The 19,050-nt window shown below is 74.0% G+C and carries 7 protein-coding genes; 1 reads left to right on the plus strand and 6 read right to left on the minus strand.

The window, feature by feature from the left end; translation table 11 throughout:
• Positions 1-5 precede the first annotated feature (5 nt).
• Together ABZ953_RS05615 and ABZ953_RS05620 are read right to left on the minus strand one after the other, a co-directional pair.
• Complete coding sequence (locus ABZ953_RS05615; RefSeq protein ID WP_361717200.1) at positions 6-1,334, minus strand: ABC transporter substrate-binding protein; 1,329 nt, start codon at positions 1,332-1,334, stop codon at positions 6-8.
• Positions 1,335-1,417: 83 nt separating this feature from the next.
• On the minus strand, positions 1,418-2,236 hold the full coding sequence (locus ABZ953_RS05620; RefSeq protein WP_361717202.1) for an endo alpha-1,4 polygalactosaminidase: 819 nt from the start codon (positions 2,234-2,236) through the stop codon (positions 1,418-1,420).
• Positions 2,237-2,507: 271 nt separating this feature from the next.
• On the opposite strand from ABZ953_RS05620, the gene ABZ953_RS05625 reads away from it, so the two are divergent.
• Positions 2,508-3,269: a DeoR/GlpR family DNA-binding transcription regulator gene (locus tag ABZ953_RS05625; protein ID WP_361717205.1), complete on the plus strand. Its 762-nt coding sequence runs from the start codon at positions 2,508-2,510 to the stop codon at positions 3,267-3,269.
• Positions 3,270-3,314: 45 nt separating this feature from the next.
• Here ABZ953_RS05625 and ABZ953_RS05630 read toward each other — a convergent pair whose 3' ends face one another.
• The 4 genes from ABZ953_RS05630 to ABZ953_RS05645 form a co-directional block, all read right to left on the minus strand.
• The gene (locus ABZ953_RS05630; RefSeq protein WP_361717208.1) at positions 3,315-4,184 is read right to left on the minus strand and encodes a TauD/TfdA family dioxygenase; all 870 of its coding nucleotides are present in this window, start codon (positions 4,182-4,184) and stop codon (positions 3,315-3,317) included.
• A 52-nt stretch (positions 4,185-4,236) separates the two neighbouring features.
• Entirely contained in the window at positions 4,237-13,608 is a 9,372-nt protein-coding gene (locus tag ABZ953_RS05635; RefSeq protein ID WP_361717211.1) for an amino acid adenylation domain-containing protein, read from the minus strand.
• Positions 13,608-17,570, minus strand: a complete 3,963-nt coding sequence (locus ABZ953_RS05640) for an amino acid adenylation domain-containing protein (protein WP_361717214.1) — start codon at positions 17,568-17,570, stop codon at positions 13,608-13,610. The genes ABZ953_RS05635 and ABZ953_RS05640 overlap by 1 nt, the downstream gene beginning before the upstream one ends.
• 410 nt (positions 17,571-17,980) lie before the next feature.
• Complete coding sequence (locus ABZ953_RS05645) at positions 17,981-18,991, minus strand: endonuclease/exonuclease/phosphatase family protein (protein WP_361718235.1); 1,011 nt, start codon at positions 18,989-18,991, stop codon at positions 17,981-17,983.
• Positions 18,992-19,050 lie beyond the last annotated feature (59 nt).

Genomic DNA, 19,050 nt, shown 5'->3' on the forward strand with positions numbered 1-19,050 from the left:
GGTCCTCAACGCGGTATCAGCAGGGCGGCGTTGGACTCCTCGGCGCAGGAGCGCACCGCGTCGGCGGGGCTCTTGCGGCCGAGCAGCACCGCGACGATGGCCTGCCCCAGGGCGCGCGAGACGCGGGGGTAGGCCGGGTGCACCGGGCGTACGCGCGCCGAGGTGACCGCCTCGGTGAACACGGACAGGCCGGGCGTACGGGTGGAGTGCTCGCGCCAGTCCGGGCGGTCCTCGCTGCGGCGGCTGAGCGGCAGGCTGCCCGCCTGCACGTCCCACCGGCTGTCCTGCGCGGGCTGGGCGAGCCACGTGACGAAGGCGCGCGCGGCCTTCACACGGGCCTCGCCGTTGTCGAAGAGCGTCCAGGTGTCGGGCCCGGAGATGGTGATGGGACGGCCGCTGAAGCTGGGCAGGGGCACGACGTGGTAGTCGACCTTCGCCTGCCTGATGTCCGGCAGCTGCCAGGGGGCGGTCGGCACCATGCCCATCCGGTCGGAGAGGAAGACCTGGTACATCTGCTCGCTGCCCGGCTTGGGGTCGATGTAGACGCTTTTGTCGCGCACCAGGTCCTGGACGACCTCAAGGGCGCGCACGCCCTGCTTCTCGAAGCCGATGCTCCGCCCGTCCCCGGCGATGACGTCGCCGCCCAGGTCCCAGATCAGCGGCCACAGCCGCCACACGGTGTCCTCGTCGCCGGTGCCGGGCCAGCCGGTGCCGAACCGCCCCTTGGCCGAGTCGGTGAGGCGGCGTGCGGTGTCGGTGAACTCCCGCCAGGTCCAGCCCGGCTCGGGCAGGTCGACCCCGGCTTCGGCGAACACCTTCTTGTTGCAGACCACGGCGAGGGCGTCCAGGAGCGCGGGCATCGCGCGGACCCTGCCGTTGACGGTGACGGCCTCCCGGGCCGGGGCGTGGTAGTTGCGCCACGGCGTCGGGCCCTGCCGCACGTGCTCGGTCAGGTCGACGACCTGCGGGCTGCGGGCCACGCTCGCGAGGTCGGAGCCGAAGATGTACGCGATGTCGGGGTAGGCGCCGGAGGCGAGCGCGGCGGTGACCTTCTGCAGCATGGCGTCGGACAGCACGCCGCCGCCCATGTCCACGCGGATGTCCGGGTGGGTGCGCTCGAACTCGGCGGCCAGGCTCTTGATGACCTTCGCCGCGGTGTCGTTCTGGCCGTGCCACATCTGGATCGTGACGCGGCCGTCGGAGCCGACCCCGTCGGCCGTGCCCGAGCCGCAGCCCGTCAGGGCGCCACCGGCCACCGCGAGCGCACCGGCACCGCCTGCGCGCAGCACACCGCGCCGCGACGGTGGTCCCGGCGCTCGGGGGACTGCTGTCATCACTGCCTCCAGGGGCGGGAGAGGGGAGAGGTATCGCGTGCGCGGTGCGCCGGGTTCCGGACGGCCGGAACCCGGCGTCCTGCTCAGCAGGTCCTGCGGAGGTATCCGCTGCTGCCCACGGGCGAGACCCCGACGTCACGGCGGACGATGCTCAGCCGGTCACCCCAGCCGGCGCAGGCCTTGCGCAGGCCATCGGCCGAGTACTCGATGACCAGGACACGGTTGCCGAACGCCGCCGTGTACTTCCCGCACTCGTCCCACTGCCCGCACTCCTCGGCGACGGCGAAGTCCAGTCCGGTCTCCTTGCGGTCGGCGGCCAGATCCGGCGTGTTCTTCTGTGCGATGGCAAGCCCCTTGTCGTGGGCGTGCGCGGACAGGAGCGAGATGAAGGCCTTGGCCTGGCTCGCCTTCAGGCGCCCCGGGAAACGGGTGTACGTGTCGTAGTTGTCGGGCTCGACGGCCTGGAAGCCCTTGGCGGCGCAGGAGTCGATCCACCCGTTGACCTTGGCGGCGATCCGCTTGCGCTTGCCCGCGGTGCGGATGTCGAGGACGGCCTCGCCCCACTCGCCGTCGTAGACGACGTCACCGTTCGCGTTCCGAAGGAGCAGGTCGGAATCCCACTCCTTCTCGGCGCCCGGCTGCGCCTGGAAGGCGTTGACGTAGCAGAGGTTGTACAGGCCGCGGGCGGGGGTGGCGCCGCGGTCGCGGCTGACGGTCTTCACTCCGGCGGGCGGGGTGTAGGCGCCGCCGATCTGGTAGTCGAACCCGGCCCGCGGCGACGGCAGTTCGACGGCGGACGGGCCCGCCGAGGCGGAGGAGGGGGCGAGCAGGCAGGCCGCCGCGGTGGCCGAGAGGGCCGCGGCCGCCGTCATACACCTGCGCACAACACGATTGAGGCTCATCGGTGAGCTCCAGCTGTGGAGGGCACGTCCCCGCCTCGGAACCCGCGAAGGGCCCTGGCGACTCAGTCCGGGCTCGTGGCGGGGGCCAACTACCGGCTGGGCGTACCTCTGCGCCGAGTGCTCGACACCGGCGTTGCCAGGGAGTAAATCGAGCGCATTCGGCCATGTCAAGAGATCGGTTTTGACTGAACTGCCGTTGACCCGCGCATCACTACGCGCATTCTCTGCGCGAACCGTGAGCGAACGTGCTCGTCAGGGCTATGCTCACTGCGTGCTCAGAAGCGACCGCCACGCGCGGATACTCGACCACGTCGCCGTGCACGGCAGCGCCGACGTGACGCAGCTTTCGCGGCTGCTCGACGTCTCACAGGCCACTGTGCGGCGCGATCTGCGGCACCTGAGCGAACAGCGGCTCCTCGACCGCACGCACGGCGGGGCGCTCCCCAGCGGGCTGAGCATCGAGGTGCCGCTCCAGCACCGCGCGGACCAGCGCTCCCCGCAGAAGCGGGCCATCGCGAGAGCCGCCGCCGCTCTCGTTCCCGAGGGGGCCGTGGTCGGTCTGACCGGCGGCACCACCACCACGGAAGTGGCCCGCATCCTCGCTGACCGGGGGCCGGTCACGATCGTCACCAACGCCGTCAACATCGCGGCGAACCTGGTGCTCCGCCCCACCGTCACCCTCATCGTGATCGGCGGCACCGCCCGCAGCCAGAGCTATGAACTGGTCGGCCCCATCGCCGAGAAGACCCTCGCCGACCACCACACCGACATCGCCTTCCTCGGCGTGGACGGCATCAGCGCCGCCCACGGCTGCACCACGCACGACCAGTTGGAGGCCGCCACCGACCGTGCCTTCGCCTTCCACGGCAGCCGGACCGTCGTGGTCGCCGACCACAGCAAGATCGGCAGGACCACCTTCGCCAAGATCTGCCCGACGCGCGACGTGCACACGCTGATCACCGACTCACAAGCGCCCGCGGGGGAGCTGTCGGCCATGGGTGACCTCGGGGTGCGGGTGACCGTGGTCGGCTGAGGCATGGCAGGCCGGGCCGGATCGGCCCGGCCCGGCCTGCCCGGGTCAGCCCTTCAGCGGCCCGCCGTTGATCGCGACGCGTCGGCCGTAACGGGTCTGCGGGTAGTAGTCGTACGTCGCGTGGTGCTGGACGCACCGGTTGTCCCAGAAGACCAGGGTGTTCGGGGTCCAGCGGACCCGGCAGGTGAGCAGCGGGCGCTGGGTGACGAGGGCGAAGAGCATGTCGAGCACCGCACGGCTCTCGTCCTCCGACAGCTGCGGGATACGCGAGGTGTAGGCCTGGTTCACATAGAGGATCGGGCGGTCGGTCTCGGGGTGACGGACCACGAGCGGGTGCTCGTTGACCGGGACCTCGTCGTTCGCGGGCACGCTGTAGCCGCGGAAGCTCTGCAGTCCGTCGTGGATGGCGGTCAGCCCGTCGAGGAGCCCGCGCCAGGTGGGGGAGAGCATCTCGTAGGCCAGGTGCATGTTGGCGAACAGGGTGTCACCACCGCTGCCGCCCTCCGGGGTCTCGGTGATGTAGAGCATCGAGCCGAGGGAGGGCTCGGCGTCCGCGGTGCCGTCCGCGTGCCAGGCGTTCCCCGCGACGTTCGCCGCCGCCGTGCTGGTCTTGATCTCCAGGACGCACGGGTCGCCCTCCGGCGGCGGGGGATTGACCGGGCGCAGCTCGCCGAACTGGCCGGCGAAGCGCTTGTGCTCCTCGACGGTGATCTCCTGGTCGCGGAAGACCAGCACGTGATGGTCGAGGAAGGCCGTCTTGATCTCGGCCAATTGCGTGTCGGACAACCGGCCGAGGTCCACACCGGAGACCTCGGCGCCGGTGAGGGGTGTCAGGGGAGCCACGGAGATCTCCCGGTAGTCCCTCGGCGGCCTGGTCGTGATGGCTTCGAGGGCATCCAGCTCGTACTGCTCCACAGCGTCCTCCTGGGGTGCGGCGGTTCGGGTTGTTCGGGGTGGTGTCGGGGTGTCAGGGGCGGGGCGGTGAGGTTTCGCTCGCGGCGTTGACCGCCTCCGCCACCGCCCCGGCGTGCGGCGGCCGGACGACGCCGTAGTGGTCCGTGGCCAGCACGCGCCACTGCGTTCCTTCCGGCAGCCGGGCACGCCAGCGGGCGCGCTGCTCCGCCGGGCTGCCGAGCGCCGGGAGTCCGGCGAACGGCTCCTCGGCCTGCCAGAGCCGGGTGGCGGTGGCACGGATCGAGGGCACCTCGTGGGTGGCCATGCTGCGCAGGTTGGCACGGCAGCACCGGGCGAGCCGCTCGGCGTACGCGCGAGCCCGGCCACTCGCCGAGTCGCCTCCACCGAGGCCGAGTTCGGCGGCGAACACCGTGCTCAGCTGCGTGTCGTCGTACTCCTCGAAGACCGGGCCGCTGCCGGGTGGCGGCGGATCGACCAGGTGCAGCGAGCGGGCCGGGGACCCGGCCGTCTCGGCTTCGGCCGCCATGTCGGCGGCCACCCAGGCCCCGAAGGACCAGCCCGCCAGGTGCCAGCGCCACGCGGTCTGCGGGAAGCGGGCCCGCAGCGCCGACGCGTACCGCCGGGCGCGTTCGCGCAGCGTCCACCCGGGAGGGGACGCCAGCCGCAGGCCGGGATCGGCGATCAGGACGACGGTGAGCCGTGGGTCGAGGGCGGCGACCAGGGGACGGTAGGACTGGATGTCCCCGCCGACCGGGTGCACCAGACACACCACGTCGGCGCCGGTGCCCTCCTGCCACACCTCCAGCGTGACCTCTTCCGAGTCGCTGTCGCTGTCGCTGTCGCTGTCGCTGTCGATGGCAGTGCGGTGCGCGGCCGCCGGTTCGCCCCGCTGCTCGGCCAGCAGCTCCAGGATCTCGGTGAGGCTGGCCCGGTGGCCGAAGGAGGCCAGGTCCAGCTCCACGCCGTACTCCTTGTCGATCGTCTCGATGAGGTCGAGGAGGGTCAGCGAATCGGCGCCGAGGTCGTACAGCGACGCGTCGGGGGCGAGCTCGTCGACGTCCAGTGCGGCCCGCGCCCACCCGGCAAGGAGCTCGGCGGGCTCCTCGGCCGGGGTCTCGGCGGGTGCGGCGGGCCGCGGGGTGCCGGGCACCGGTCCCGCGTAGAAGGCGCGCGAGCGGACGAGGTCCGTAGTGGATACGAGCACGTGCGGCAGCCGTAGTTCGAGCGCCCGCGCGAACGTGCGCAAGCCCTCGGCCACGGTCAGGCCGACCCCGAGGTGCGCCCGGTGCCGACTGTCGCCCCGCGGCGCGCGCAGCGCCATGCCGGTCTCCCGCCACACGTCCCAGTCGATGCCGATCCGCGCGGTCCTCTCCGTCCCGTCCCCGCCGTACTGGGCGAAGGCGGCGAGCAGGGCGTTGGCCGCCGCGTAGTCGTACTGGCCGACGCCGCCGAGCCGCGCCGACATGGAGGAGCAGTAGACCGCGATGTCTGGCCGGAACTGCTCGACGAGGAGTTCCACCACTAGGGCGCCGCGCACCTTGGCGGCGTGGGCCAGGTGCGCGGAGCCCGCCTCGCGGCGGGACAGCAGACCACCCGCCGGTACCCCGGCGGCGTGCACCACGGAGGCAAGGGCCGCCGTGCGGGCGGCGATCCGGGCCGCCACCTCCTTCGGCGGTGTGACGGCGAGATCCGCCTCGACGAGGTCGACGCGGTCCGCCCAGCGGGTCAACTCCGCGGGCAGCAGGGGCCGTCGGGACAGCAGCAGCACCCGCCCCTCGGTGTGCTCGAGGAGCCAGGCGGCCATGCCGGTGCCGAGGCCGCCGGTACCGCCGAGGACCACGTGGTCGCCGCCCGCAGGAGCCGCCGCGCCCGCCGGTGCCCCGCCCGCCGCAGCCGTCTCGCGCAGGGGCAGCGTCACCTGCTCCCACCAATAGCCCGCACGCAGCGCCAGATGGCGTGGCGGCGGCGCGGAGACCGGTGCGGCAAGGAGCGCGGACAGGTGCGGGGCCCAGCCGTCCGGGTCCTCGACGTCCACCCAGTGCCCGTCCGGGGCGCCCTCCTGCGGCGCCACCTCGGTGACACCGGCGAGCAGCGCCGCCTCCGGGCGGCTGACCGCGCCGAGCACCGGCCGCGCTCCGCACGACAGCCACCACGGCCGTACGGTCAGCTCACGCGGCGCCTCCTGGAGGGCGCGGACCACGGCGGCGGGGGTGTCGAGGCAGGCCCAGACCGCCCGGTCGAGCGCCTTGTCGCCGACCGGCCCGTCGATGCCGAGCGGCAGCGCGTGCAGCCAGTCGACCTCCGTGCAGCCCTCATCGGCGAGGGTCCGCATGACGCGAAGGAGTTGCCCGGGGTCGGCCGGGTCGGCCTCGAACCGGTCGTGCTCCGGGCGGTCGAAGTGTTCCGTCGCCCTGATCCACACCACGCGGCGGTGGCCCGCGGCGAGCTCGGCGGGGGCCGCGCCGTCCGCCGGGCCGTCGGCGACGACGACCAGCGTCCGCGCGCACCGCTGCGCGGCGCCCGTCGCGGCCCGCCGCAGCCGGGTCCACTGCGGCTGGTGCAGCCAGTCCGCCTCCGGCAGCCTTTCGGGCACCGACACGGTGTCCGGCGACGTGTCCGGCGCGGTGTCCGCCATGGTTTCCGGCGCGGGCCGGACGGCCGCGCGGGGGAACGCGTAGTCGGCGAGGTCGAACGCCGGGGCGGGGAAGTCCCACGGCGGCTGTGCGGGGCCCTCCGGCCAGGCGAGCGTGCGGCCCGCCAGCCAGGCGGCGGCCAGGTCGGCCGCCGGGTGGCCGCTGGTCTCCAGGGCGGGCCCGGGAACGGGCTCGGGGCGCGTGGCGGCCGCGGCAGCCGTGTGCAGCCAGGCCACCGCGGTCGCCGCGTCCGGGCAGACGGCGGCCGTCCGCAGCGCGCCCTGCGGGCGGCCCGCCTGAAGGTGCCGCAGCGTGCGGGCGTAGCTGTCGGGGTGCCGCGTCAGATGGGCGGCGATACGAGTGGCGTCCGCGGCGAGTTGGGCCTCACTGACGCCCGAGAGCACGACGAGCGGCACCGTTTCCGGCGCCTCTGCCGTGGAGGGGGCTGCCCCCTCCACGATCACGTGCGCGTTGGTGCCGCCGATGCCGAAGCTGCTCACCGCGGCGACCCGGTCCCGGCCCTGCGGCCAGGGAAGCGCCCGCGTCGGTATGTAGAAGGGCGCGGGGTCGGGGCCGATCTCCGGGTTCAGGGCGCGGAAGTCGCGGGTCGGCGGTATCCGGCCGTGGTGGACCGCGAGGACGGCCCTGATCAGGCCCACGGCACCGGCGGCCGCGCCCAGGTGGCCGATCTGGCTCTTCACCGAACTCAGGGCGCAGTGGTCGGGCTCGTCCACTCCGAGGGCCTGGCGCAGCGCGCCCGCCTCCACCGGGTCGCCGAGCCGGGTACCGGTGCCGTGCGCCTCGACGTACGCCACATCGGCGCCCGTGCGGCCGCTGCGGGCCAGCGCGCCGCGGATCACCGCTCGTTGACCGGCGAGCGACGGCGCGCTGTAACTGAGCTTGGCCGCCCCGTCGTTGTTGACCGCCGAGCCGCTGAGCACCGCGTAGACGGTGTCGCCGTCGCGGCGCGCGCGGGCGAGCGGCTTGAGTACGAGCACTCCGGCGCCGCTGCCCCCTACGGTGCCGCCCGCGTCGTCGCTGAAGGGCCTGCAGTGGCCGTCGGCGGAGAAGAGGTGCTGCGGCCGGTAGCGGTATCCGCCGGTCAGCTCCGGGTCGACCAGGACGCCGCCCGCGAGCATCACGTCGGCGTCGCCCTGCCGCAGCAGGGCCGCCGCGAGGTGCACGGCGACGAGCGAACTGGAGCACGCCGTCTGGCTGGTGAGCGCCGGTCCTGTGAGCCCGAGGTGGAAGGCGGCCTTGGTGGCGAGGAAGTCCTTCTCGTGGTGGAGGGCCAGCTGGAAGTCGTCGGGCAGCGCGTCGGGGTCGCCCTCGCGGAGCATCGACCGGAAGTAGGTGTTCTCGCCCGCGCCCGCGATCAGGCCGGTCCGCAGCGCGCCGGGGTCGGCGATACCCGCGTGGGCGAGCGCCTCGACGCAGGTCATGAGCAACTGGCGCTGCTGCGGGTCCATCAGCCGGGCTTCCTGACGGCTGATGCCGAACCGCGCGGGGTCGAAGGAGAGCAGCCCATCCGACTGGCTGCGCGCCCCGACCAGGCCGTCCGGCGCGTCGAAGTACTCGATGCCGCTCCGCCCGGAGACCACCAGGTCCCAGAAGGCCGCGAGGTCCGGCGCGCCGGGTGCGCGGACGGCCATCCCGACGACGGCGACAGCGTTGTCCGCCGCCGCCGCGGTGGAGCCGACCGGCTGCGACGTGGCCGCCGCCGGTTCCGTGCGGTCGATGAAGCGCGCCAGTTCCCTGGGAGTGACGTGCTCGAAGAGGTCGGCGACGGAGAAGCGGAGCCCGAGCCCGGCGGTGCAGCGCAGTTGGAAGCGCATCAGGCCGAGACTGGAGGCGCCCGCCGCGAAGTAGGTCTGGTCCGGCGCGATGGGCGCGCCGGTCACCTCCTCGAAGACGGCGGCGAGTTGGGCCTCCCGCGCGGACGGCGCATGGGTGCTGCCCCGGGCGGGCTGCCCTGCGAGGTCGCGGCCCGGCGCGCGCAGCGCGGCGTCCCGGTCGAGCTTGCCGCTCGGGGTGCGCGGCAGCCGTTCGAGCAGCCGGAAGCGCTCGACGCGGACGTGCCCGGGGAGCAGCCCGGCCAGGTGCTCCCGCAACTCCGCCGGTGCCGGTGCGTCGCCGCGGCACTGGAGGCAGGCGACGAGCGAGGATCCGTCGACGGCTACGACGGCCCCGAGGACGGCGTCGTGCCGCAGCAGCGCGGCCTCGACCTGGCCCAGTTCGAGGCGGTGGCCGCTGAGCTTGATCTGCTCGTCCGCGCGGCCGAGGCAGTGCAGGAGCCCGGCGTGGTCGAACCGGGCGCGGTCGCCGCTGCGGTAGAAGAGGCCGTCGCCGGGGAGTCGGACGAACCGTTCCTCGTTCAGCGGGGTCTCGCCCAGATAGCAGGGCTCGTCCGGCACGCCGCCGATGAGGAGTTCACCGGCGCAGCCGGGCGGCAGCGGCAGGTCGGCCTCGTCGACGACGCGCAGCACCGCGCCGCTCACCGGGTGTCCGATCGCCGGGCGGTCCGGCCAGTCGGCCGGGTCGCCGTCCAGGCACAGGGCGCTGACGACGTGCGTCTCGGTCGGGCCGTAGTGGTTGAAGAGACGTGATCCCGGCAGGCCGGTGAACCACCGGCGTACGGCGTCGGTGCAGACCAACTGCTCGCCCGCGGTGACGACGTCGCGCAGCCGGGCGGGGTAACGGCCCAGGTGCACGGCGTGCTCGGCGAGCAACTGCAGGGCCACGTACGGCAGGTAGATCCGTTCGACGCCCTCCGTGTCGAGGCGGTCGAGGAGCGCGGGGACGTCCCGCCGCAGGGCCGGGTCGATCAGCCGCAGACAGCCTCCGGTGCACAGGGTTCCGAAGATCTCCTGGAAGGAGACGTCGAAGGAGAGCATGGCGAACTGCTGGGTCAGCGCGGGCGCGCCGAGACCGCCGGGGCCCGCCTGCCAGTGCAGCAGGTTGCACAGCGTGCGGTCGAAGACCCGCACGCCCTTCGGCCGACCCGTCGAGCCGGACGTGAAGAGGGTGTACAGGGGGCGCGTGCCCCGGTGCGGGGGGACCGGCGGCGCGTCGGGGGCGGCGTCGGACAGTGTGACGTGCAGGCGGGGCGTGCCGCCGGGGTCCACCGCGTCGAACGCCGTCCCGTCGCCCGGCGGGAGCAGCACGCACAACGGGTCGGTCTGTGCCAGGACTTGGCGCAGCAGCGCGGGCGGATAGGAGGGGTCGAGCGGCACCGCCGTCAGGTTCAGCCGGGCCAGCGCGAGGAGGGCCACCACGTGCTCGACGGACGGTTCGAGGAACAGCGCGACATGGCTCTGCCCGGCCGCGTCGGGCGGCTGCGGCAGCGCGGCCAGCTCCGCCGCGAGCGCGGCGGCGTACCCGTCGAGCGCCGCGTAGGTGACGGTGCCCGCCGCCGTCCGCAGCGCCGGAGCCGCCGGGGTGCGGGTCGCCTGGCGGGCGAAGCCCTCGGCGACCGTAGTCCACGGCAGCTCGGCGGGCGCGCCCCGGCCCGGCTCGGGCAGTGAGCCGCGGTAGGGCGCGACGAGCTCCGCCGGGGTGGTGTCCGGGGCCTCGGTCAGCGCGGCCAGACCGTGCCGGAAGAGGGCGGCCAGGGTGGCGGCCTGATCGGCGTCGAGGCGGTCGTCGGCGTACTCCCAGAGGCACTCCAGGCCGTCGGGGCGCTCGACGACCGTCAGGGTCACCGGGCACTTGGCCTCCGCGGGCACCGGCCAGAGCGGGCGGGCGGTGCATCCGGGCAGCGCGAGGGAGTCGTAGTCGGTGTTCTCCAGTACGAGGAGGAAGTCGAAGGGCGAGGTGTCCGCGGCGCTGTGCGAACGCGCGGCCAGGACATCGGCGAGCGCCACATCCTGATGCTCCATCAACTCCCGTACGGAGGCGGCGGTCCGCGTCACTTCGTCCCGCACGGTCGCCCTCGGGGTCACGGACAGCGGGAGGAGCACCGTGTTGGCGAACATGCCCACGCTGTCCGTGAACTCCCGCACGGGCCGGTGGGCGACCGGCGCCGCGACGCGCAGCCGGGTCCGGCCGGTCACGCCGTACAGCGCCCAGGCGTAGACAGCGGCCAACAGCTCGAAGCGCGTCAGCCCGAGCTCACCGCAGAGCCGGTCCAGGGCCGCGCGGTCGGTCCCGTCGAGCGCGTCGCACAGCAGTCGGCCCGTGGCGTCGCGGCCGGGCCGTGGCAGCGGGAGCGGCTGCGCTCCGGCGCTGCTCGCGGCGTCGGCGCCGTCGGTGGCGTAGAGGGCCGACAGCTCGTCGCGCTGCGCCGCGTACTCGGGGCTCGCGTGCCAGCGGTGCTGCCAGTCGGCGAAGTCAACGGGTGTGGGTGTTCCGGCGGACGGGTTCCGCACCGCGTCGCCGGTGACGGCCGCGGCGTACGCGGCGGACAGGTCGCGCAGCAGCACGTTGACCGACCAGCCGTCCACGGCGACGTGGTGCAGGTGCAGCAGCAGCGTGCCGCCGTCCCGGGAGGGCAGCCAGCAGGCGCGCAGCATCCTGGGGCGGGACAGGTCGAAGGGCGTGGCGAAGAAGGTGGGCGCGGCGAAGAAGGCGTCATGCGGATCGTGCGCCTCTGTCCCCGCTGCTTCCGCTGCTTCCGCTGCTTCTCCCGGCGTCTCCTCCCACGGGTCGTAGTCCTCGCCCACCTGCTGCCGCAGCCCGTCGGCCGTCGCCGCGAACGCGGTGCGCAGCGCCGGGTGTTGAGCGACGAGCGCGGTGAGCGCCGTCCGCAGGGCGTCCCGGGACACCGGCCCCGTGAGGGCGAAGGCCAGCCGGACGTCGTAGGCCCGGGAGTCCGGCGACCGCTGCTGCAGGAACCACAGACGTTCCTGCTCGCCGGTGGCCGGGCCCGAAAGGCCGCCCGCCGCGGTGGCTTCCGGCAGGGCGGGCGCGTCGGCACGGCGTGCCGAGCGCACCGCGTCCGCGACGTCGGCGAGGTCACCGTGGAGCACGCGGTGCGCGGGCACCTCACAGCCCAGGCGGCGCCGGATCCCGTAACGCAGCCGCAGCGCCTTCAACGAGTCGCCGCCGCACGCGATCCACCGGTCATCGGGCCGGGGCCCCGGCACGCCCAGGATCTCGCCCGCGAGGTCGAGGACCACGCGCATCGGTTCGTCCACCGGCTCCGGGACGGCGGCCGTCGGGCGGCCCATGGCGTCGGGCCGCCACGGCGCGGCGCCGCTCGCGCGCAGGGCCGCCTCGTCGAGTTTGCCGTTGGCGGTGCGCGGCAGCGCGGGGACGCGGTAGAGGTGGTGCGGGCGCATGTAGCCGGGCAGCCCCGCGGCCAGGTGTTCCTCGAACTCGTCCCAGGTCAGACCGGGTTCGGCGACGAGGTAGGCGAGCAACTCCGCGGGCCCGCCGGTGCCGTCGCGCCGGGCGCACACGTGTACCTGCCGTACGGACGGGTGCTCGGCGATGTGCCGCTCCACCTCGCCCGGCTCGATGCGGAAGCCGCGGACCTTGACCTGCCGGTCGGCGCGGCCGACGTACGTGAGGTCGCCGTCGGCCGAGCGCCGGACCAGGTCTCCGGTGCGGTAGTACGCGGTGAGGGTGACGGTGCCGTCGTCGGTCTTGTCGGCCTCGTCGGCCTCGTCGGCCTCGTCGGCCGGGAGGGTCACGAAGCGGCTGGCGGTCTCCTCGGGAAGGTTGCGGTACCCGGCGGCCAGACCGGTGCCGGAGAGGAGCAGTTCGGCTACTTCGCCGGGGGCGGCAGGGCGGTCGGTGCCCGGCGCGAGCAGGGCCACGCCGGTCTCGGGCAGGGGGCGGCCGAGCGGCACGACAGCGTTGTCGAAGTCCCGCGGGATCGGGTGGTGCAGCGCGAACGTCGTGCATTCGGTGGGGCCGTAGACGTTATGGATGCGGGTGTGGCTGTCCCGGTTGTGGCGGTACCAGCGCCTGACGAGCGGCGCGTTGAGGTGCTCGCCGCCGACCAGCAGTTCCGTCATCCCCGCGAAGCAGCCGGGCTCCGTGTCCACCACGGCGTTGAACAGCGATGTGGTGACGAAGGCGCTGTGGACCCGCTCCCGCCGCAGCACGGCGGCGAGCCGCTCCGGGGACTGCACGTCCTCGTCGCCGATGACGACGCAGCATCCGCCGGTGAGCAGCGGCACCCACACTTCGAAGCTCAGCGCGTCGAAGGCCGGGTTCGACAGGCAGGCGAAGCGGGCGCCCGCCGCCTCTGGGAGGAACCCCGGGTCGGCCAGGCGCATGATCCCGGCGTCGCGCACCTCCACGCCTTTGGGACGGCCGGTGGTGCCCGAGGTGTAGAAGACGAAGGAGACCGGTGCGGGAGGCGCGGGCGGGGGCCCGTCCGCGGTGCGGACCGGCGCGTCGAGCAGGGTGTCGACCGGGAGCGCGGCCACCCCGTCGGGCAGGCCGTACGGGAACGTGCCGTTGGTGCGGGCGTCGTTCTCGTCGTTCTCGTCGTCCTCATCGTGCTCGTCGTGCACCAGGATCCGGGCGCCGGAGTCGGTGAGGATGTGCGCGAGCCGGTCGGCGGGGCTCAGCCGGTCGGCGGGCACGACCCGGCCGCCGAGCCGGAGCACGCCGAGCATGACGCAGACGAGCTGCCAGGACCGGGGCAGTCCCACGGCGACGGCGTCGCCGGGCCCGATCCCGCGTGCGCGCAGGGCAGCCGCGACGGCGGCGGCCGAGGCGTCGAGCGTGGCATGGCTCAACGTCAGGCCGCCGTCGCTGACGGCCGGGGCCTGTGGGGTCCGCAGGCTCTGTTCGTGCACCGCCTGGGCCAGGCCGGCGGAACGGGATGAGGTGCGCATCAGTCCTCGGTGGTGATGGTGACGGTGGTTGCCGCGGGGGCGGCAGCCGTGGCGGCGGGCCGGGTGAGCCGCTCCGCTATCAGACCGGCGATCCGGGGTATTCGCTCGCCCTCCAGGACGTCCCAGTGGCCGCCGTCGACCATCTCCACGGTGAGCCCGGCGGCGGCGCGGTCGCGCCAGAACCGCCGCAGCGCCTCACCCGCCGCCACGGGGTCACCGCCCTCGGCGACCTCCGCGTCGGCGGCCTGTACGAGGAGCAGCGGGGCGCCCGAGGCCCCCGGCACGTAGTCGCGGGCGGCCTCCCGGTTATGGTTGTAGATCCGGAAGTACCGGTCGATCTGCGCGTCGTCGATCCCGGGGTACATGCCGTTGAAGCGGACCAGCTTGTCGCGGAACTCGGCGAAGTCGACCGGCGCGAACCGCTCCCGCTCCGCCGGGTCGTTCGTCCCGTGCGTGTCCAGGAGCACCACGGACACCCCGCGGTGCCCGGTCAGCGCGAGCCGCCGCCCCATCTCGTGCGCGACGAGCCCGCCGAAGGAGAGACCGCAGATCACCAGGGCCTCGTCAGGATCGGGCCGCAGCAACGTCAGATAGTGCTCCGCCATCGCCTCCACCGAGCGCAGCGGTTCCTCACCCGGGTCGATGCCCGGCGCCTGGATGCCCTGCGCGCGGATCCCGTCCGGCAGGGCCCCGGCCAGCGGGAGGTAGCAGAACGCGGTGCCGCCCGCCGGGTGGACGCAGACGACCCGCTGTCCGTCCCGCCCCGCCCTGATCTCCAGGAGGCCGTTGTCGGGCGCCGCCGGTGCCTGCCCGCGCAGCCGCGCGGCGAGCCGTTCCACGGTGGGGTACTGCAGGACGTCGCGGGGCGCCAGCGTCTGGCCGAACTCCTCCCGGATCAGATGCGCCACCTTGATGGCCGACAGCGAGGTGCCGCCCACCGCGAAGAAGTCGTCCGTGATGCCGAGGTCGCGGTGCACGAGCACCTGCCGCCATATCCGGGACACCGCCATCTCGACCCGGTCGCGCGGCGCGAGGGTGTTGACCTGGTCGGACCGGGACGCGCGGGCGCGCTCGACGACCTCCGCCCGGTCCAGCTTCCCGCTGCGGTTCAGCGGGAGCCGCGGGAACTCAGCGAAGAGCGCCGGAATCATGTAGTCCGGCAGCCGTTCGGCGAGGGCGGCGCGCCACTGCGCGGGAGTGGACTCCGGGGCCTCACCCCGGCCGATGCCCGCCACCAGGCACAGCTCGCCGCTCTCGTCCCGGTCGGAGAGGACCGCGGCCTCCTGGACGCCCGGCAGTTCCCGCAGGGCCGCCGCGACCTCGCCGGGCTCGATGCGGAACCCGCGCAGCTTCACCTGGTCGTCGACGCGGCCGACGAACTCGTAGGTGCCGTCGGGCAGTCGGCGTGCCTGGTCGCCCGTACGGTAGACCCGCTCACCCGGTACGAAGGGGTCGGCGGGGAAGCGTTCCCGGGTCAGGTCGGGCCGGTTGAGGTAGCCCGTGGTGACACCGGCGCCGCCGATGTACACCTCGCCGACGACCCCGGGCGGCACCAACTCGCGCCGCCGGTCGAGCAGATAGATCCGGGTGTTGTCGACCGGTCGGCCGATCGGGCTGCGCCGGTCCAGGTCCCGCGGCTCGTTGTGGGTGATGCTGTAGACGGTGGTCTCGGTCGGCCCGTACACGTAGCAGACGCGCAGACCCGGCAGGACCTCGCCGAGCCGCCACAGCGACCGTTCCGGCAACGGCTCCGCTCCGGTGGCCAGTTGACGCAAGGAGAGGCCCGCGAGGCGGCTGCCCGGGTCCTCGTCGATCCAGGTGATGTACGAGGCGGGCAGCCACGCGTGCGCGATCCGGTGCTCCCGCATCCAGTCGAGCAGCGCCTCGGGGTCGCCCCGCCGCTCGTCGGGCACGAGGTGCAGCACGCCGCCGGTGGTCGGCGGAAGGAACAGTTCGTGCACGGACGCGTCGAAGCCGATGCTGGCCCATGCCGACGACGGCTCGCCGGGCAGGGCGCCGTAGGCGGCGAGCCAGTTCTCAAGGAGGTTGGCGATGTTGCCGTGGGTGGCGGCCACTCCCTTGGGCCGTCCGGTCGAGCCCGAGGTGTAGATCACGTAGGCGAGCTGCGACGGCGACGGCGGCTCCCCGGGCGCGTCGTCGCGGTCTCCCTCGGCCTCCACACCGGACAGGTCGAGCCACGGTCCCGGCGGGTCCGCCACATCGCCGAGCACCAGCGCGGGCTCGGCCTCCTCGACGATGGCCCGCAGCCTTCCGTGCGGCTGGCCGGGGTCCAGCGGCAGATACGCGGCGCCCGCCTTCAGGACGCCCCAGATGCCGACGATCAATTCCGCCGTGCGACCGCAGTGCAGGCCGACGACCTGGCCGGGCCGCACGCCCCGGGCGCGCAGGGCGTGCGCGAGCCGGTTGGCCCGCCGGTCCAGTTGGGCGTAGCTCAGCCGGGTCCCGCCGCAGACGAGCGCCGGTTCGTCGGGCCGCAGCCGTACCTGCTCGGCGAAGCGCTCGACGGGCCCGACGACCGGCCCCGAGGTGACCCGTCCCCGACCCTCCGCGAGGAGTCGCTCCCGCTCGTCCGCGTCGAGCAGCGCGTACCCGGTGATCTCGCGCTCGGGATGCCGGGCCAACTGAGCGAGGACGCGCGTGAGGTAGCGGGCGAACCGCTCCACCGTGTCGTGGTCGAACAGCGCGCGGGCGTAGTCGAGGTGCCCGGCGACGCCGCCGTCCTCCTCGTTCAGCGACAGCGTGAGGTCGAACTTGGCGGAGGCGTACGGGATGTCGAGGGGCTCGACCTCGGCCCCGGGCAGTTCGAGCCAACCCGACCGGGTCGAGCCCCATGCGAGCATCGTCTGGAACAGCGGGCTGTGGGACAGGTCGCGGCGCGGGTTCACCGCGCCCACCACCCGGTCGAAGGGCAGGTCCTGGTGGTCGAGGGCTCCGCGCATCGCCGCGCGGACCCGGCCGAGCGCCTCGGATCCCGTCGGGTCGCCGGACAGATCGGCGCGGATCGCGAGGGAGTTGACGAAGAAGCCGATCAGCCGGGTGTCCTCCGGGCGGCGCCGGCCCGCGACCGGGATGCCGACGACCGTGTCCGACTCCCCGGAGAGCAGACCGAGGAGGATGTGCCAGCCGGTGAGGACCGCGGTGAACAGCGTGCCCCGCTCCGCGCGGGCGGCGTCGCGCAGCGCGGCCGTCAACTCGGGGGAGAGGCGGACCGGGACGCGGCCGCCCGCATGGTCCTGGCGCATCGGACGCGGCCGGTCGGTGGGGAGCGCGAGCAGCGCCGGGGCGTCCGTCAACTGCTCCCGCCAGTAGGCGGCCTGGGCGGCGGCCTCCTCGCCGCCGACCCACGCGTGCTGGCGCGCGGCGTGGTCGGCGAACTGTGCGGGCAGCGGCGGCACCGGGTCGGGATCGCCGCGCAGCAGGGCGGCGTACACCGTGCTCAGCTCCGTCAGCATGAGCACCATCGACCGTCCGTCGTACACGGAGTGATGGACGGTCAGCAGCAGGGCGTGGCGGTCCGGCGCGAGCGTGAGGAGCCGCGCCCGCGCGAGCGGCCCGGCGCCGAGGTCGAAGGGGGTGTCGCACTCCTCGCGCTGCCGGGCGATGAGCAGTGCTTCACTGTCCGCACGGCCGGACAGATCCTCCGTGCGCAGCGCGAAACCGGCCCCGGGCGGCGCGATCTCCTGCCGGACCTCGCCCTCCACGGCGACGAGCCGGGTGCGCAGCGTCTCGTGCCGCGCGGCCACGGCGTCGAGGGCCCGCACGAACACCGCCCGGTCCAGGTCTCCCTCGATGCGGTAGGCCATCTGCTCGTTGTACGCGGTGTGCGGGCCCTCCGCCTGCTCCAGCGCCCAGAGGCGTTGCTGGCCGAAGGAGGCGAGCGGCGGCGCACCGGATTCCGGGGCGGGGGAGGAGACGATGCGGGGGGTGTGTGTCGCCGTCAAGGGGGCGGTCCTTCTGCCGTGAGGTGAACGATCGGTGCCCACGAGAGCCGGGCGCGGTGTCGCCGTCGCGGGGCGGATGGAGCGGGGGATGCCGGGGCGGCGGAACACGGACGGCCGGGTGAGGCTCCCGGCGTCGACGCGTCACTTGTCTCTCGTGGGGGACAGGTTCTGTTGCGCGAAGGTGGGCGGCGTGCGGAATCGCGGGCTGTCGTCAGGCCTGGTCAGAGGGTCAGGGGGTCCGGCCAGCCACAATCATTGGCCTGGGTTGTTCAATGTGTCAACGGCCGTCTGTGCCCCGGTTGGTGCCCGTTTGGGCAGAGCGGGCAGCGACCCGGGCATTCGCGAGTGACCTTTCGGGCGCCGAGGCCGGTGACCGCGACGGAGCGCGGAGCACTGGCCGGAAAGCGCCGTCACCAGCTGATCCGGGCCGCCACCGGCAGGTGGTCGCTGCCTGTGGCCGCCAGTACCCAGGAGCGCGTCGGATCCACGCCGCGGACCAGGATCTGGTCGATCCGCGCCACCGGAAAGCTCGCGGGCCAGCTGTAACCGAAGCCGTTCCCGGCCCTCTCCTGGGCCGAGTCAAGGCGCGAGGTGAGGCCGTCGAGGGCGCGGTCGTCCGTGGTGCCGTTCAGATCGCCGAGCAGCACCACGCGCTCGTTCGGCTCGGCCGCGACGGCCTCGGCGAGCGCCTTCGCGTTGCGGTCCCGGGTGCCCGTCCCGAAGCCGTCCCCGGGAACCACGCGTACGGACCCCAGATGGGCCACGTACACGGCAAGCGGGCCCCGGTCCGTGGTGACCGTGGCGCGCAGGGCCCGGTTGTCGGGGGCCCTGGCGCCGGTCGTTTTGGTGTCGGCCAGCGGCCCGTAGTCCGTCTCGATGTCGACCGGCCGGGTGTCCGACAGCGGCAGCTTGCTCCACAGCCCGACCGTGCCCCGTACGACGTGGTAGGGATACGTCTTCGCCAGCCCCTTCTCGTACAGCGGCTTCGCCTGAACGGAGATCTCCTCCAGGGCAAGCACGTCAGCCGTGGAGGCGGCCAGGTCGCGGGCGGTGCCCGCCGGGTCGGGGTTGCCCGCGCCGACGTTGTGGCCGACCACGGTGAGGTCGCCGCCCGGCCGGGACTTGTCGGTGAGGAGCCCGCCGAAGAGATTCAGCCACACCGTGACCGGCAGCAGCAGCGCGACCACCGCGGAGGCGGAGCGCCGCCACAGCGCCCCCGCGAGGAGCACCGGAACGAACAGGCCGAACCACGGCAGGAAGGTCTCCACGAGGCTGCCGAGTCCCCGGCGGTCCGTGATCTGCGCGTGCAGCAGCATGAGCAGGCCGAGCAGCAGCGCGAGGGCCGCGAGCACGAGACCGCGCTTCCATGGTCCGGGCCGGGCGGCGGTGCGGAGGGCCCGGCGGACGCGCGCCCGCCAGATCCCGGTGTCGGTGTTGACGGCGGCACCGGTGTCCTCTGCCGCCTCCGCCACGTCCACCT

It is taken from the genome of Streptomyces sp. NPDC046465 (assembly GCF_040646035.1).
Classification (GTDB): Bacteria; Actinomycetota; Actinomycetes; order Streptomycetales; family Streptomycetaceae; genus Streptomyces.